Annotated in this window: 14 protein-coding genes; 4 read left to right on the top strand and 10 right to left on the bottom strand. The window is 37.7% G+C overall.

Annotation, left to right across the window (positions count from 1 at the left end):
• Positions 1-3: 3 nt before the first annotated feature.
• The 10 genes from gap to ABH942_RS05085 form a co-directional block, all read right to left on the bottom strand.
• The gene (gene gap, locus ABH942_RS05130) at positions 4-1,005 is read right to left on the bottom strand and encodes a type I glyceraldehyde-3-phosphate dehydrogenase (RefSeq protein ID WP_370029907.1); all 1,002 of its coding nucleotides are present in this window, start codon (positions 1,003-1,005) and stop codon (positions 4-6) included.
• 43 nt (positions 1,006-1,048) lie between these two features.
• Positions 1,049-1,921 (bottom strand): lipoyl synthase, encoded by an 873-nt coding sequence (lipA, locus tag ABH942_RS05125; protein ID WP_370029906.1) that lies wholly within the window; start codon positions 1,919-1,921, stop codon positions 1,049-1,051.
• A gap of 184 nt (positions 1,922-2,105) precedes the next feature.
• Positions 2,106-2,951: an energy transducer TonB gene (locus ABH942_RS05120; RefSeq protein WP_370029905.1), complete on the bottom strand. Its 846-nt coding sequence runs from the start codon at positions 2,949-2,951 to the stop codon at positions 2,106-2,108.
• Between the two features lie 209 nt (positions 2,952-3,160).
• Positions 3,161-4,639 carry a T9SS type A sorting domain-containing protein gene (locus ABH942_RS05115; protein ID WP_370029904.1) on the bottom strand — a complete coding sequence of 493 codons (1,479 nt, stop codon included), beginning with the start codon at positions 4,637-4,639 and terminating at the stop codon, positions 3,161-3,163.
• Positions 4,640-4,730: 91 nt separating this feature from the next.
• The gene (locus ABH942_RS05110) at positions 4,731-5,282 is read right to left on the bottom strand and encodes an RNA polymerase sigma factor (protein ID WP_370029903.1); all 552 of its coding nucleotides are present in this window, start codon (positions 5,280-5,282) and stop codon (positions 4,731-4,733) included.
• On the bottom strand, positions 5,273-6,379 hold the full coding sequence (locus ABH942_RS05105; RefSeq protein WP_370029902.1) for a glycosyltransferase: 1,107 nt from the start codon (positions 6,377-6,379) through the stop codon (positions 5,273-5,275). The genes ABH942_RS05110 and ABH942_RS05105 overlap by 10 nt, the downstream gene beginning before the upstream one ends.
• Before the next feature lie 174 nt (positions 6,380-6,553).
• Positions 6,554-7,567, bottom strand: coding sequence for a UDP-N-acetylmuramate dehydrogenase (murB, locus tag ABH942_RS05100; protein WP_370029900.1), 1,014 nt, complete (start codon positions 7,565-7,567; stop codon positions 6,554-6,556).
• 61 nt (positions 7,568-7,628) lie between these two features.
• Entirely contained in the window at positions 7,629-8,300 is a 672-nt protein-coding gene (locus ABH942_RS05095) for a DUF2461 domain-containing protein (protein ID WP_370029899.1), read from the bottom strand.
• Between the two features lie 244 nt (positions 8,301-8,544).
• The gene (locus ABH942_RS05090; RefSeq protein WP_370029898.1) at positions 8,545-10,659 is read right to left on the bottom strand and encodes a hybrid sensor histidine kinase/response regulator; all 2,115 of its coding nucleotides are present in this window, start codon (positions 10,657-10,659) and stop codon (positions 8,545-8,547) included.
• A 196-nt stretch (positions 10,660-10,855) separates the two neighbouring features.
• A complete protein-coding gene (locus ABH942_RS05085) occupies positions 10,856-11,935 on the bottom strand; it encodes a DNA replication/repair protein RecF (RefSeq protein ID WP_370029897.1) in 1,080 nt (359 codons plus the stop codon).
• A 144-nt stretch (positions 11,936-12,079) separates the two neighbouring features.
• Between ABH942_RS05085 and ABH942_RS05080 the strand changes: the two genes are divergently transcribed.
• The 4 genes from ABH942_RS05080 to ABH942_RS05065 all read left to right on the top strand — a co-directional run bounded on the left by ABH942_RS05080 (position 12,080) and on the right by ABH942_RS05065 (position 16,267).
• Positions 12,080-12,859 (top strand): tol-pal system YbgF family protein, encoded by a 780-nt coding sequence (locus tag ABH942_RS05080; protein WP_370029896.1) that lies wholly within the window; start codon positions 12,080-12,082, stop codon positions 12,857-12,859.
• Between the two features lie 72 nt (positions 12,860-12,931).
• The gene (ribH, locus tag ABH942_RS05075) at positions 12,932-13,426 is read left to right on the top strand and encodes a 6,7-dimethyl-8-ribityllumazine synthase (protein WP_370029895.1); all 495 of its coding nucleotides are present in this window, start codon (positions 12,932-12,934) and stop codon (positions 13,424-13,426) included.
• Between the two features lie 142 nt (positions 13,427-13,568).
• The gene (mutL, locus tag ABH942_RS05070; RefSeq protein WP_370029894.1) at positions 13,569-15,455 is read left to right on the top strand and encodes a DNA mismatch repair endonuclease MutL; all 1,887 of its coding nucleotides are present in this window, start codon (positions 13,569-13,571) and stop codon (positions 15,453-15,455) included.
• A complete protein-coding gene (locus ABH942_RS05065; RefSeq protein WP_370029893.1) occupies positions 15,452-16,267 on the top strand; it encodes a rhomboid family intramembrane serine protease in 816 nt (271 codons plus the stop codon). The genes mutL and ABH942_RS05065 overlap by 4 nt, the downstream gene beginning before the upstream one ends.
• The last annotated feature ends 5 nt before the right edge of the window (positions 16,268-16,272 follow it).

Below are 16,272 nucleotides of genomic sequence, written 5' to 3'. Positions count from 1 at the left end.
TAGCTATTTCTTATTTGTTAATAAAATTAAATCGATAAGGCGTGAAGAATATCCGATTTCGTTATCATACCATCCTACAACCTTTACCATTTTGTCAATTACTGAGGTAAGTTGCGCGTCAAATAAGCAGGAATTTCTATTGCCTAAAATGTCTACAGAAACGATAGGGTCTTCGGTATAAGCCATAATTCCGTTGAACTGGTTTTGGCAGGCAAGTTGGAATGCCTTGTTGATTTCTTCGATAGTAACTTCCCGTTTCACATAGCAGGTGATATCGGTTAGCGAGCCATCCGGAACCGGGACACGAATACCACTTCCTCCAATTTTTCCGTCCAGTTCAGGAAAGATTTTGGTTAGTGCTTTAGCAGCTCCGGTTGTTGTTGGAACAATAGATTGTGCTGCGCCTCGTGCTCTTCTAAGGTCTTTGTGAGGCTGGTCGTGCAGGCTTTGGTCTGTTGTATAAGAATGTACAGTAGTAATATAAGCCTGTTCAATGCCACATAAGTCATTAATGACTTTTATCATTGGGGCTGCATTGTTGGTAGTGCAGCTTGCATTTGATATGATTTTTTCAGTGCCGTCTAAAATGTATTCGTTAACACCCAGAACAACAGTCTTGATTTTGTCGGTTTCAGAAGGAGCAGATAAGATTACCTTTTTAGCTCCAGCCAGAATATGAAGATTGATTTCTTCAAAAGTTTTATATTTTCCTGTAGATTCTACTACGGCATCAATGTCAAGCGATTTCCAATCCAGATTTGAGATGCTTCTTTCGTGGAAAAAGGGATAAGGCTTCCCATCGATAATGATATTTTGTTCGTCAAATGAACATTCGAAAGGCAATACGCCGTGAATGCTATCGTATTTGATCAGATGTGACATTGTTCTGTTGTCTGCAATGTCGTTGATGGCCGCAACTTCAATGGTTGGGTGGTTGAGCAGTAAGCGGAATAGGTTTCTTCCGATTCTGCCAAATCCATTAATGGCAATCCTGGTTTTTGTCATTGTTGAGTTCAGTTTCTAAAGGCTAAAACTGTAAGCTTACGATTTAAAGAATGTGTTTTTGGGCTTTGTAAGAAGATCTTACAAGCGCTCCGCTTTCTACATGTCGGAAACCTAATTCCAATCCGATCTTTTCATATTTTGCAAATTGGTCTGGCGTGATAAACTCTTTTACTGGCAGGTGTTTTTTACTTGGCTGCAAGTATTGACCAATCGTTACGACATCTACATTGGCTTCGCGAAGATCGTGTAATGTTTGAATAACCTCTTCTTCTGTTTCGCCTAAACCAAGCATGATTCCGGATTTTGTCCTGTTGATTCCTTTTTCTTTTAAATATTTAAGGACGGCAAGACTACGGTCGTATTTTGCCTGAATTCGCACTTCTCGGGTTAGCCTTCTTACGGTTTCCATATTATGTGAAACTACTTCAGGATTGGCTTCCACGATTCGGTCTATATTTCTTTCGATTCCTTGAAAATCAGGGATTAAAGTCTCAAGTGTAGTATTCGGGTTCATTCTTCGGATGGCTTTTACAGTTTCGATCCAGATGATTGAACCACCGTCTTTCAAGTCGTCGCGGTCAACGCTTGTTACGACAGCGTGTTTGATATTCATGATTTTGATGGAACGTGCCACTTTTTCCGGCTCATCCCAATCAACAGTTTCCGGTCTTCCTGTTTTTACGCCACAAAAACCGCACGAACGCGTACATACGTTTCCAAGAATCATAAACGTTGCCGTTCCTTCGCCCCAACATTCTCCCATATTCGGGCAGCTTCCCGACGTACAGATAGTGTTCAGTTTGTACTTGTCAACCAATCCTCTAAGTTCTGTGTATTTTTGGCCTATAGGTAATTTTACCTTAAGCCATTTTGGCTTTCCTGTAGGTAAAATAGCATTATCTAAAACAGTGTTCATAACTCTAAATTGAAAGCACAAAGATAACGAATGTTTTTATTAATTACGTTAATGTGTTGTTAGCGAAATTTGATTTCGAAGTAGGTAAGAAGAATGTAAATCGCAGTAAAGTTTTTCCAATAAAAAACCCTGCACGCACAGTATGCAGGGCTTTTTGAAATAAATAGTTAACTAACTACTCAATTTAATTCTTTATTTCAACGGTAATAGGGAGGTTGTAGGCCGTTCTTACAGGTTTGTCGTTTTGAATGCCTGGTTTCCATTTTGTTTTAATAGATTTTAAAACACGAATGGCTTCAGCTCCTAATCCGTAGCCGGGATCTCTTGCTACCTTTATATTACTTAGTGTTCCGTTTTTTTCGACTACAAAATAGACAAACACTTTCATTGTTGCTTTTTCTCCGATTTCAGGCAATCTGAAATTTTTTCCAACCAAAGCCAGGAAGTTTTTGATACCTCCGGGAAATTCTGGGCTGGCTTGAAGTCCTATGTTTGTAAAGATACCTTCTCCTGGATCAGCAGTGGTTCCTGTATTTCCAAAAGTAGGTTCGGTTCCTTGTCCGTCAAGTGAACTGTTTCCAATTGCTACTGCTCCCTTGTCATCACCCGGATTATCAGAATCGCCCGTTTTGATGTTTTTTGCAGGGTCAAGTACCGCTACATCTTGTTTGGTGGTCTGATTATCTGTTATTGTTGGAGTAACATTTTTAGTTTGCTTTGCTGAAGATTTTTCAGGTATAGCAGTGGTTGCCTTTTCCGGTTCTATTTTTGGTTTTTCTCCCAGGTTTACATATACTGCTGGAGGAACCTCAAGAGGATCAGAAATTATTTCTGCTGTATCTTTATTAGCCAGCATATTAGAAATGATGGGGATGCTAACTAAAGAAACGCAAGCTAAAGTTCCAAAAAACAGTGCCTTTAAAGTGGTTTTTGTATTTTCCTGACGTAGCTGGTAAGCGCCATATTCTTTGTTTCTTCCTTCAAAAACGTTTTCGTTCCAGCTTTGGCTAAAAATGTTGAGATTTGACATGGTTGCATAATTTTAAGTTAGCGTAGATGTTTTACATAAGCTGGAAGTGTTTACTTACATAACGGTAATGTTAACTTTTTTATTGCTTATTTTATAAATAAAATTACATTTTTATGGTTTTAAATTGCCAATTAAGGTTAATAGTTTTTTAACTTAATAAAAAAAGGCAAGCCCAGTCAGGCTTGCCTTGAATAATTATGAATTAGGGTTTATTGGATGATTAGCTTATTGCTAAAGTTTTTGTCTTTTGTTTCTGTTTTTGTGATATAAACTCCCGCAGGTAAATCTAATTTGATAGCATTTGTTCCTGCATTCAGTTCAAAACTGCGGATAAGCATTCCATTAATGCTGAAAATTGCTATTGTCCCGTTTTCAGGAATGTCTATAGAGATATTTCCTTTGCTTGGGTTAGGATAAATAATAGGTTTTACGGCAGTAAAATCAGGATTTGATAAGGCATCACAACCAAACGGAGTAAAAGTTACCAGCCCTAAAGTATTGTCATCAACCTGATGGCTGATTACGTCTTCTACTTCTGCTGCGGTTGGTGTCTGTCCTTCAATCCAACAGTTGTTTTTTGCCATGATTGGAAAGGCAGTGTTGTTGTACAGCGCATAAATTGAGCCTGTGTTTCCATTTTCTGAAAATATGTTACCTCCTTCATTAAAGGTAGCTTCATTAGTGTCGCCCAAATTGATTCTTGCAGTTCCGATTACTGTAATTCCCCAAAGATTTCTTCTGATTTGATTACGGCTTGTAATAATATTCATTGTTGATGCTCCGGAAGCGCTTAGCGAAATACCGCTTCCACCTTGTGCTGGAATATTTTGGCTGTTATTGTCTTCAAGTATATTGCCTCTGATATATCCTGATGAAGCAGCCCCAACAACGGTAATGCCGTAACGGTTGTTGTTAACAATGTTATCGTCAATTATTACTTTAAGTTGACCTCCACCTAATAAGTTTGAAGCTCCAATACCACCTGTCATAGTTTTTGTTCGGTCGCCTTTTATCGTGTTGCCTACTATTCTCAATGTGTCGGCACCGCTAGGCCCCATATTGATTTGCGGGCGGTTTCCGTTAGATTGGTTGTTTCCTTCCAGATAATTATTAGTCAGTGTTGGAGCAACGGATTGGTTGGCTCCGGAACTAAAAGCCGGATAATAATTGAATAAGAATCTGGAATTGTTAATCAGCGCATTTCCGCCGGTTGAGAAAGTTATGGCTGAGCTGGTCGTTGATCCGTTCATGTGATATGACATAACGCAGGTCTGCATCTCGAAATCAGGAGTAGCTACCCGTATTCCTTTTCCGTAACTGATTGTCGTGTTCCTGAAATAACCGCTGGAACCTGTTTCGAAAGTTATGGTATTGTATGGAGTTGCGGTATTTGTTGCGGTAATGGTGATTGCACCTGCATCAGAAGTAAAATCGCCCCTAACAATAATTGCGATATCGGCATTAATATGCACGGTAGCATCCGTATTGATTGCTATTGCGTCATTCGTAGCAATTGTAAGGTCTTGCGATAAGGTGTAAATTCCTCCTGAAAAGGTCAAGGCGCCAGAAGAATTGGCTACCAGGTCGTCTAGGCTCCAGTTTACACCTGTGTTAGGAGTAGTGTACTGGGCTTTTGCCGCCGTCAAAGAAAGAAAGACGGACAGCATGAAAAATAGTTTTTGTTTCATTTTAAGTATATGATTGGTTAACAATATAAAATTACACTTTTTTGCAAAAGCGCCCTGTTAAAAAAAAATAGTACCCAATAATGAAAGTTGCCTATCGTTTGTTTTTGATGATTTCAGCCAGAAGTTTTTTGGCACGGAGTAGCTTTATTTTTACATTGCTCAAAGGTTCTTCAAGCTCTTCGGAAATTTCCTGATAGCTTAGTTCCTGAAAATAACGTAGCTGTATGACTTCCTGGTAGTGCGGTTTGAGTTCCTTAATACATTGAAGCAAACGTGACAGGTTTTGTTCGGTAATCAGCTTGTCTTCAGCCGAAGGAGAACTGTCAGCAATGTTATAGGCCAGACTGTCTTCTTCGTCAGTAATATCAATAAAAAGGGTGGATTTTTTTTTGCGAAGCATGTCGATATGGGCATTCTTAGCAATAGAAATCAGCCAGGTATTGAATTGAAACTCGGGATTGTAAGTGGCGATTTTGTCGAATGCTTTGGCAAAAGTTTCTATAGTGATATCCTCTGCATCGGTTTCGTTTTGCGTCCTTTGGAGCATAAAACCGTAAACTTCATTCCAGTAATAATCCAATAGAGCAGTGAAGGCAATCTGGTCTCCGACTTTAGCTTTCTCTATTTGCTTTTTTATTTCCAATGGACAGGCTTTGAAAAGATATTTGTTATAAAGATATTCAATTGCGTGAATATAAGCATTATTTCTATGATAGGATACCAGTAGATAACGTCTTTTTCTTTTAGTTTACTGGCAGAATAACCCAGAGAAATCCATGAGAAAAGATATCTCCCAGCAACAATAGGCACGATAATCATCCAATTGTATTGGAAAGCCAGTAGTATGGCTGCCAAAGTAATAAATAAAAATTGCGATAAGAAGAAAACGGCCAGTTGCATTCTGTCAAAAGCTTTGTAAAAAGTGGCAGTAGAAACATGTCTTCTTTTTTGGTCGAACCAATCTTTAAAAGATCTTTTAGGTTCTGAAAAAGTAAAGCTTTCCGGAGTAAAACAGATAGTCGTGTTTTTTTTATTGGAAGCCTGATTGATAAAAAGATCGTCGTCTCCCGACCTGATTTTCATATGGTCGATAAAGCCGTTTACGTTAAAAAATTCTTCTTTTTTGTAGGCCAGGTTTCGTCCAACACCCATATAAGGATGTTTCATTTTTGCCCATGAAAAATACTGTACGGCAGTAAGCATCGTTTCAAAACGGATGATTTTATTTAAAAACGAACCGGCAATTTTTTCATAAGCGCCATAACCCAACACTATAGTTTTGCTCATTGTGAATTGAGAACTCATTTCTTTGATCCACTCTTTTGAAGAAGGATAGCAATCGGCATCGGTAAAAAGAAGGTATTCGTTTTTAGCGGCTTTTATTCCCAGAGTCAGTGCAAATTTTTTATTACCCCAAAAAGCCTCGTTGTTTTGTACTTTTACTAGTCGGATATTGGAATATTGTTTTTCAAATTCTTCAAAAATATCCAAAGTAGTATCGCTTGAAGCATCATCGATTAAGATAATTTCATAATCCGGATAATCCTGCTCAGCCAAAAGTGGAACAAACTTTTTTACATTTTCCTCTTCATTTTTGGCGCAAACGATTACAGATATAGGGATTCTTTTTGGTGTGCTTTTTTGTGATTTTGCAAAAGAAAATTTTCCGAAAACAATAATGTAATAGAACAATTGTAGAGCTACAACCCCGATAAACGCATAAAAAGTAATAGTCAACATATAAGCTTGGTGTCTTTAAAAAATGTGTGCAAAGGTACAATTGATAAGCGGAATTTCAATTGTGAATCGCAATTAAAATTAAGAAAAATATCTGTTGTAATTTTTATATTTTTTGAGCAGTCTGAAAAGAATTTTTTGCAAATTATTTTTGCCTTCTGTTTTCACAAAAACTCTTTAAATCACATTGACTTCGGCTTCAATTTCAATATCGAAAAGCTCTTTGACCGTTTTTTGAATTTCTTTAGAAACGTTCAGGATTTCCTGTCCGGTTGCATTGCCATAATTGACTAAAACAAGTGCCTGATTTTTGTGGATTCCTGCATCTCCAAAACGTTTTCCTTTGAATCCGGCTTTTTCAATAAGCCATCCGGCCGGAACTTTTACCTCGGTTTCAGAAACAGTATAGCTCGGCATCTCAGGATGCTGAAGGTGGATTCTTTCAAAATCACTTTTTAGGATAATGGGATTTTTGAAAAAACTTCCGCTGTTACCCAATTCTTTAGGATCAGGAAGTTTGCTTTGACGTATGGTTATGATGGCATTGCTGACATCTTTTAATGTTGGTACAACAATATCCTTTTTGGTCAGTTCTGAGGCAATATCACCGTATGAAATATTGATTTTATGGTTCTGTCTTGTCAATTTGAAAACTACAGAAACGATGATATATTGGCCTTTGGCTTCGTTTTTGAAAATACTTTCACGATAGCCAAATTTGCATTCTTCTTTGGTGAATTTCTTTATTTCTAGTGTCTGTATGTTTACAGCCTCACAGTAGACAAAAGTATCTTTGATTTCGGTTCCGTAAGCTCCAATGTTCTGGATGGGCGTTGTGCCTACATTTCCTGGAATTAACGACATGTTTTCTAATCCGCCAAAATCCTGGCCAATAGTCCACAAAACAAATTCATGCCAGTTTTCGCCGGCTTTGGCTTCAACCCAAACCGCATCTTCTGTCTGCTCAATAATCTTTTTGCCTTTGATATCCACATGGATTGTCAGTGCATCGATATCTTTTGTCAGCAGCATATTGCTACCGCCGCCAAGGATAAATTTTTTCTGTGCAGGATTTTCTTTAAGCACAGCCTGTAGTTCTTCTACAGAATGTACAGAAACGAATTGTTTTGCTTTGGCTTCTATGCCGAAAGTATTGTAATTTTTAAGGGAAAAATTATCGATAATTTCCATTATGATGAGGAATAAAAATAAAAGGCAAAAGTACTTTAAACGATCAATAATTCATAATGAACTACTCGGTATTTAGCCCACGGGTCAGAAAATCGTTTAGCGGTTTTGCTGCAATCAGTTTTTTAGCCGTTTTTTTGACAAAATCTTTTTCTAGTAATGATTTGTCGTCCAGCGGTTGTGTGACCGTAAAGCTTTTGAGTTTTAGGAATTCAATAGCAAGATGGTCTTTTTCGTAATCTTTTGGTGCCGTTTTCAGTGAATTGGATTCACTTCTGTCAAATCCGGAATAGATTTTTTTGAAATCTTTGTTGTCGAAGATTTCTTCCAGATCTTCATAAAAATAAGCGATTTCTTTTCGGATTTTTTTCAGATCCGGAGCTTCCGGCACATGAAGTCCGGCAGCGATAAAACTTCCGCCTTTTTCAATATGGACGTAATATCCCGGTGAATTGCTGCAATTTTGATCGGTTGTCATCCAGATTCCCATATGGGTTTTATAAGGCGACTTGTCTTTGGAAAAACGAATATCACGGTTAATCCTAAAGGCGCATTTTTTAGGCTCCAGATTTCGGAGCGACTCATCATGAGGAGCCATTTCCTCCAAAAAATCAGCAATCAGCTGATGGTATTCTTTTTTATATTCTTCGTAATAGGATTTGTTGGCCTGAAACCAATCGCGGTTGTTGTTTTCTTTTAGATCCTCTAGAAACTGAAGTGTTTTTGGTGAAAGCATACGGATTGGAAATATTTAAGTTAGGCTGAAAACAGCCTAACAATATTAAGAAAATTTATTCAATTTGTTTGTGTGCAAAGTCAAATTTAATGGCTATTGGTAAGTTTCTACGGAATGAAAGAAGGGCGAATTTTTTAGCCGCAGATTAGAATGATTATAGAGATTTTATAAGTTTTGCGGCTTAGCGCCTTTGCGTGCATTATCTCGCAAAGGCGCTAAGGCGCAAAGTAGGAATACTTTTGTTTTATTTAGATAACACTTTCAGCAGTTTTGAATACAATTCTTCTTTGTTTATTGGCTTGATTAGCAGCTCTTCGGCTTGTATACTGGACAGTTCGATCGAATTCATATAAGCATCGCCGGTTATTGCAATAACAGGAACGGTTGCATTGTGATTCGGGAGACTTTTGATGTCTTTGATGAGGTCGATTCCTGAGGCATTGGCAATCTGAAGATCGGTCATGATGATGTTGACATTTTCTTTTTGCAAATACTCTCTCGCAGCAATGTCTGAATTGAAACCGATCATGTTGAAATTAATATCGGATAGCAGTTTTTTAAGCAGTGTAGTGATTATCCTGTCATCGTCTATCACGGCAACTTTGATTTCTGAATTTCCGTAATTACGGATTAACTTGGCCTGGTTTGTCTCTTGTGTGCTGTCAGATTTTTCAAGAAATAAATAAAATGAAATTTCAGTTCCGGTACCAACCTGACTTTCAACAAAGATTTCCCCATCATATAGTTCCACAATTTCTTTGCAGAGGTTGAGGCCCAGTCCGGCACCAAAACCAGCCTGATCTTTGTGATGCCTGCTTTGATAATATTTGTCGAATATTTTTTCTAAGTCTTCTTTAGGAATGCCAGCACCCGTATCTTTTATTTTTACGTCCAGCTTGAATTTGTTACTGACTTCAGTAAATCGGCAATCGACCGTAATATTCCCTTTTGAGGTGAATTTTATCGCATTTCCAATTATGTTGTAAAACAGCTGGTGTATTTTTCCGCTATCAGCCCAAACTTCATTTTCTAAAGAATTGTCAATAGTTGAGATAAGATCTATTTTTTTAGCATCGGCTAATGACTTTAAGGATTCTAATATTGATATTATTTCTGTTTTTAGTATGGTTTTTGAATTATACAATTGTAGTTTTCCGTTTTCATTTTTGAAGAAATCCAAAATCTGGTTCACGGTAATTTGTAATGAATTCGAGGTGAAGTTCAACGATTTGGCCATGTCGTTTTGTGGGCTGTCCATTTTTGTCGAAATCAGCTTGTTGGTAAGATTTGAAATAATGCTCAAAGGTGAACGCATTTCATGGCTCAACATTCCGATTATCCTGTTTTTGAATTCCAGATTTTTTTCAGCTTCTATTTTGGCAATAGCTAGTTTTTTCTCAAAATAGTAGGCAAGGACGGAGTAGAGCAGTAGTAATCCTGTGCATATAGACATGACAACCATCAGGGTTGTAATCAGGCTTCTTTTGTTTTTTAGATTTTCCAGAGCCTTTTCAAACTGTTGTTTGTTGGATTCCTGAACAGATTTGTCATAAAGAAGGATTATGTCCTGGCTGTTTTTCAGGATCTTTTTGTTTATGGCCATAAGTTCCCGGTCGATTTCCCTAAGGTTGGAATAGGTATTTCTCAGGCGTCCGAATTCTTTTTCATAATGACTGCGGGTACTGTTAAATATATTCGCCATCTGTTCTTCGGGAGTTCCCGTTTTTTCAACAGCTCCATAGGTCATGGTCATATAATAACGGAATTCTTCTTTCTCAACATCATATTTCCCGGCAATAGCGTTGCCTATTCTTCTGAAAAATCCTTTTTTCTCTACGCCTTCGGTCGACCGGATCGTGTCGTATGAAATTGACTTCATTACCTTTTTATAATTGTAAGGTTTGAGGTTGAATAATTCGGGATTAGAATTTGAAATAGGGCTGACCCTGTATTTTATTAATGAATCCAGTTCTTTTCGCAGGGCAATAATCTTTTTTTCTTTTTCTTGCTTGCTTTGGATGTTTGGTAGCATTTTCTCGTTCTTATTCAGTATACGATTCAGGCTATCGAGATAAGAAGTCATGAGTGAAAGCGAGTTGCGGTATTTGTGCAGCAAATTCATGTCGTAGGTGTACAGGTATTCCATAAATGAGTCTTCGGCATCAAAATAATTTTTGGTTACTTCGCCCGAATAGCTCATAATCAGGCTTTGCTGGCTGGCTTTTTGGAAAGAATCGGCAAGTTCATTCTCACTGGTATTTTGGTTATACCATAAAGAAAAAATCAGCACTTGCAATAAAATGACAAAAATGAAAAGTCCGCTATGGATTGTTTTCCTATGTTTTAAAGAAGCTAACATGGGCACACAAGTTTAAGTTAAGTCGCAATGAACAATTATTGTTCAAACAAAATGGGGAAGTTTGTCTATATAAAATAGATGCTTAAAATTAAGAAAACTTAAGATAGAGTGGTAGTAAAAGTTTAAATAATTTGCGCAAAGGTACTGCTGATTTTTACAAAGGAGAAAAGATTTTAGCAAAAAATACCTTACAACACTAAAGGTTGAATATTTTAAAACTCTGGTGCATTGATTTTATCACAGATTCTGTACGTTCCGGATGAGTGTCTGAGATAAACAGTTGGCCGAAATCGTCATTGTTGACCATTTCTATTATTTTTCCAACGCGGGTTTCATCCAGCTTGTCGAAAATATCATCAAAAAGCAAGATTGGATTTTGGCGGCTTTGTCTTTTTACAAATTCAAATTGTGCCAGTTTCAAGGCAATCAGGAAAGATTTCTGCTGGCCTTGCGACCCGAATTTTTTTATAGGATGGTGGTCAATCTCAAAAGAGAGATCGTCTTTGTGGATTCCGGTAGTAGTGTAGTGCATGATGCGGTCTTTTGCCAGGTTTTCTTCCAGCAAAGTCATCAGTTCTTTTTCATGGAGCTGGCTTTCATACACGAGTTGTACCGTTTCTTCATTTCCGGTGATTGCCTGGTGGTGTTTATTGAAGATAGGTACGAAATCTTCTAAAAACTGTTTTCTCTTTTCAAAAATAGCATGGCCCAGACCGTTAAGTTGTTCGTTATAGATAAGCAAGGTCGTGTTTTCAAAAACATGGTTGATTGCAAAATACTTTAATAACGCATTACGCTGGCTGATAATCTTCTGGTATTGAATCAGCTGTTGTAGATAAGTCGAATCTAACTGAGAAATAACCGAATCAATGAATTTTCTTCTGGTTTCGCTTCCTTCGATAATCAGGTCGCGATCGGCCGGAGAAATAATAACCAAAGGTATGAATCCGATATGGTCGGAAAATTTTTCATACTGCTTGCCGTTTCTTTTCAGGATTTTTTTTTGGCCTTTTTTCAGGCTGCAGACAATTTGTTCTTTTCTGTCGTCTTTTTCGAATTCGCCATCAATCACAAAAAATTCTTCGTTATGTTTGATGTTTTGTACTGCTAAAGGGTTGAAGTAGCTTTTTCCGTATGATAAATGGTATATGGCATCGAGTACATTGGTCTTGCCAATCCCGTTTTTTCCTACAAAGCAATTTATCTTGCTGTCGAACTCAAAATTCGCTTCCGAAAAGTTTTTATAATTGAATAATGCTATTTTTTTTAAATACATCTGCAAACGCCAGCTGATAGTGAGAACCTTGAGGTTTTTGACACTGATTTTTTAAGAGCGTGCAAATTATTGAAAAATAACGACAAAACATCTTTTACATTTGAATAAAAATTTTATTTTTGCACCTCACTTAATTAAAGATTAATGGCGACATATAACAAAAGAGGCTATAAGGCTCCTAAACCAAAAGAAGAAAACGAATTCGAACCGGATCCACTTGATGCAATTTCAGAAAAAGATAGCACAACTGCAGGAGTATTCAATTCTTTAGATGAAGGTGCTTCTAGAACCGAAGAATGGGTTGCTAAAAACCAAAAAGGTATTTTTATCGTTATCGGTGCTGTTGCTCTTTTAGCAGCGGGTTATCTTTTATACAAGAAATTTGTTGCAGAGCCAAAAGAAGAAGAAGCCGCTAACGAAATGTTCCAGGCTCAGAAATACTTCCAACAGGCTACTGACGGAACGGCGAGCGATTCACTTTACAACCTGTCTCTGAAAGGTGGTGAAGGAAAATTAGGATTCACCGGAATTATAGAAAATTATTCAGGAACAAATGCAGCTAACCTGGCAAACTATTATGCAGGTATTGCGTATTTGAATACTAAAAAATACAAAGAGGCAATTGAATATTTAGAAAAATTCAGTTCAGACGATATGATGTTGTCAGTAGTTGCAAAAGGAGCTATTGGTGATGCGTTTTCTCAATTGAATCAGCCAAAACAAGCTTTGGAATATTATGTGAAGGCTGCTGAAATGAATCAGAATGATATGACTACGCCACGTTTCTTGTTGAAAGCCGGACAGACTGCTCTGGTATTAAAGCAAAAAGAAACTGCATTGAAATATTTCAACGAGATCAAGGAGAAATATGAAACTGCTCCTGAAGCGATGAATATTGATGCAATGATTGGATTGGCACAATAATTAGATTTTGGATTTTAGACTTCAGATTTTTTAATTTCTGTTGTCTTGACCTGAGGTCGCAATCTTATTAAAATGGCTACAGCTAATAAAAATTTATCAGAATACGATAAAAACACAATCCCAAACGCGAAAGATTTTCGGTTTGGGATTGTTGTTTCAGAATGGAACGACAAAATAACAGAAGGTCTTTTTTCAGGTGCTGAAAAGGCATTGTTAGACTGCGGTGCGACGCCGGATAATATTATCCGATGGAATGTTCCGGGCAGCTTTGAGCTTGTTTATGGTGCAAAACGCATGATAGATACGCAGCAAGTGGATACGGTTATCGTAATCGGTTGTGTGATTCAGGGAGAAACCAAACATTTCGATTTTGTATGCGAGGGCGTTACCCAAGGTGTTAAAGATCTGAATGTGCAGACGGATGTTCCGGTTATCTTTTGTGTGCTGACAGATAATAATGAACAGCAATCTATTGACAGAAGCGGCGGCACTCATGGAAATAAAGGAACCGAAGCGGCAATTGCGGCAATTAAGATGGCTTATTTAAGACAACAGTCTTCCAAATAAAAAATAACTTACTTATAAAAAAAGCCTATTTCCGTTATAAGAAATAGGCTTTTTTGTGTGAAAAACTTTCCTGTTTTCCTATTTTCTAATTTTTCAATTGTTATATTAATTGTGTAACTTTGAAAGTCAACAAATTTATAGAATGTCGAGTATAATTCAATTGCTTCCCGATCATGTTGCCAACCAGATAGCTGCTGGAGAAGTAGTACAGAGACCTGCGTCTGTAGTAAAAGAACTCCTTGAAAATGCAGTTGACGCCAAAGCTAACGATATCAAGCTTATTATTAAAGATGCCGGAAAGTCGCTTGTACAAGTGATTGATAATGGTGTTGGTATGAGCGTTACCGATGCGCGTTTGTGTTTTGAGCGCCATGCTACTTCAAAAATCAGGGCAGCAGAAGATTTATTTTCATTGCATACCAAAGGTTTCCGTGGCGAAGCCTTGGCTTCTATTGCAGCAATTGCACATGTAGAAATGAAAACAAAGCAGGAGCAGGACGAATTGGGAACGCACCTTGCTATTGAAGGAGGTAAATTTGTGTCGCAAGATGTGGCCGTCCTGCCAAAAGGTACCTCTTTTGCAGTAAAGAATCTTTTTTTTAATATACCGGCCAGAAGGAATTTCCTGAAGTCGGACACGGTGGAACACCGCCATATTGTTGATGAATTCCAAAGGGTTGCCTTAGCCCACCCGAATATCCATTTCACGATGTATCATAACGGAAGCGAAATGTTTAACCTTCCGGCATCGAACTTACGCCAGCGTATCGTGAATATTTTTTCTGGAAAGACAAATGAAAAGCTTGTCCCGATACAGGAAAGTACAGAAATTGTAGGAATACAAGGTTTTGTAAGCAAACCTGAATTTGCAAAGAAGAACAGAGGCGAACAATTTTTCTTTGTTAACGATCGTTTTATCAAAAGTGGTTACCTGCATCATGCGATTATGGCTGCTTATGAAGGATTGCTAAAAGATGGCTGCCAGCCTAGCTATTTTATCTATCTGGATGTTCCGCCCAATACGATTGATATTAACATACATCCGACAAAAACTGAAATAAAATTTGATGATGAGCATGCGCTCTATGCTATTTTACGTTCTTCAATAAAACATAGCCTTGGGCAGTTTAATGTGGCTCCGGTTTTGGATTTTGACAGAGATTCTAATTTGGACACGCCTTATGAATATGAGAGAAAAGAAGCATCTATGCCTTTAATTCAGGTGGATGCTAATTTTAATCCGTTTGGCGACCCAGACCCGATTCCTACAAAATCATACAGTAGCAGTAGCAGCAGTTATAGCGGATCGGGAAGTTCTTACAGAAAGCCTGAGCCGTCTAACTGGGAAAGCCTGTATGTGGGATTAAAACAGGATACGGAAACGGTTACCGATATCCAGGATATCCAATTTGAATCAGAAGAAGTAACAGGTTCTTTGTTTAACGATAAGGAAATTGAAGAAGCGATTTATAAGACCTATCAGATTCATAAAAAATATATTGTCAGCCCTATTAAATCAGGAATGGTGATTATTGACCAGCAACGGGCTCACCAACGAGTTTTGTATGAGCAGTTTTTGGCAAATATGACCGTAAACCAGGCATCGAGCCAACAGTTGTTGTTTCCGCTGAATCTTTATTTTTCGTCTCAGGAAATAATTCTGATTTTTGAATTGCAGCTTTCTCTGGTCAATACCGGATTTGTTTTTGAAGAAGTTAAGGAAGATCATGTAGTGATATCGGGAATTCCGGTCAATGTGACAGAAAGCGAGGTTTCCATCTTGTTGGAACAATTATTGAGTGACCTACAGGACGAAATTCCGGAAAGTAGTTTCAGCCAAAACGATACGATTGCAAAATCTATGGCAAAAAGCCTTGCCGTTAAGACTGGGACGTATCTGACAGAAAGAGAACAGGAGAATCTCGTTAACGGGCTTTTTGCATGTAAAGAACCCAATGTTTCGCCTTTTCATAAACCTACCTTTATCACAATGAGTGTAGAGGATTTAGACAAAAAATTTGCAGTATGATGAATATCACGCCTACAGTCAAGCAGTTATTGATTATAAACATTATATTTTTTATTGGGACGCAGATAGTTGGGCCATATGCCGAATCTCTTTTTGCACTTTTTTATCCAGAAAATGACCATTTTAAATATTGGCAGCCTTTAACACATATGTTTATGCATGGAAACATCATGCATATTTTCTTCAATATGTTTGCTTTATTTTCTTTTGGTAGCGCTTTGGAACATTTTTGGGGAGCTAAAAAATTCCTGTTTTTCTATATTTCTTGCGGTTTGGGAGCGGCTCTGATGCAGATTGGAGTGAATTATCTCGAAATGCAGCATCTTTTAGAACCGGTTAGGTACTTAGGCTTGCCGGACAATTCATTGCATCAGATATTAAATGTGAATTTTTCTGATGGAACTTCGTATCGCGGAGATATGTTCTATAATGGAATCAAGCCAATTTTAGAAGAAGTTGGGAAAACAAATCTGACTGATGCAGGTTTTAAAAGCCTGTTTGATGCAGCCATGTTGAATCAAACTCCTATGGTTGGAGCTTCCGGTGCCATTTATGGATTATTGGTAGCCTTCGCTTTTATGTTTCCTAATGCTGAATTGATGATGTTTTTTATCCCTATTCCAATCAAAGCGAAATATTTCGTGCCGGGATTATTAGCTCTGGATTTGTTTTTAGGAACTTCAGGCAGATCTTTATTTGGAGATGGCCCTGGTGGAGTTGCTCACTTTGCACACATTGGAGGCGCCATCATCGGATTTTTCATGATGTGGTATTGGAAGAAGAACCAATTTCATAACAATCGCTGGAATTAATCTGT

It is taken from the genome of Flavobacterium sp. 28YEA47A, assembly GCF_041262125.1.
Lineage (GTDB): Bacteria > Bacteroidota > Bacteroidia > Flavobacteriales > Flavobacteriaceae > Flavobacterium.
Note: the sequence above shows the minus strand (reverse complement) of the source record. Positions and strands in the feature narration are given on the sequence as shown.

Bases quoted from the DNA above. Each gene is read 5' to 3' on its own strand.
- ABH942_RS05085 (WP_370029897.1), bottom strand. From the start codon at position 11,935: ATGTATTTAAAAAAAATAGCATTATTCAATTATAAAAACTTTTCGGAA.
- gap (WP_370029907.1), bottom strand. From the start codon at position 1,005: ATGACAAAAACCAGGATTGCCATTAATGGATTTGGCAGAATCGGAAGA.
- ABH942_RS05115 (WP_370029904.1), bottom strand. From the start codon at position 4,639: ATGAAACAAAAACTATTTTTCATGCTGTCCGTCTTTCTTTCTTTGACG.
- ABH942_RS05090 (WP_370029898.1), bottom strand. From the start codon at position 10,659: ATGTTAGCTTCTTTAAAACATAGGAAAACAATCCATAGCGGACTTTTC.
- mutL (WP_370029894.1), top strand. From the start codon at position 13,569: ATGTCGAGTATAATTCAATTGCTTCCCGATCATGTTGCCAACCAGATA.
- murB (WP_370029900.1), bottom strand. From the start codon at position 7,567: ATGGAAATTATCGATAATTTTTCCCTTAAAAATTACAATACTTTCGGC.
- ABH942_RS05080 (WP_370029896.1), top strand. From the start codon at position 12,080: ATGGCGACATATAACAAAAGAGGCTATAAGGCTCCTAAACCAAAAGAA.
- ribH (WP_370029895.1), top strand. From the start codon at position 12,932: ATGGCTACAGCTAATAAAAATTTATCAGAATACGATAAAAACACAATC.
- lipA (WP_370029906.1), bottom strand. From the start codon at position 1,921: ATGAACACTGTTTTAGATAATGCTATTTTACCTACAGGAAAGCCAAAA.
- ABH942_RS05095 (WP_370029899.1), bottom strand. From the start codon at position 8,300: ATGCTTTCACCAAAAACACTTCAGTTTCTAGAGGATCTAAAAGAAAAC.
- ABH942_RS05065 (WP_370029893.1), top strand. From the start codon at position 15,452: ATGATGAATATCACGCCTACAGTCAAGCAGTTATTGATTATAAACATT.
- ABH942_RS05105 (WP_370029902.1), bottom strand. From the start codon at position 6,379: ATGTTGACTATTACTTTTTATGCGTTTATCGGGGTTGTAGCTCTACAA.
- ABH942_RS05120 (WP_370029905.1), bottom strand. From the start codon at position 2,951: ATGTCAAATCTCAACATTTTTAGCCAAAGCTGGAACGAAAACGTTTTT.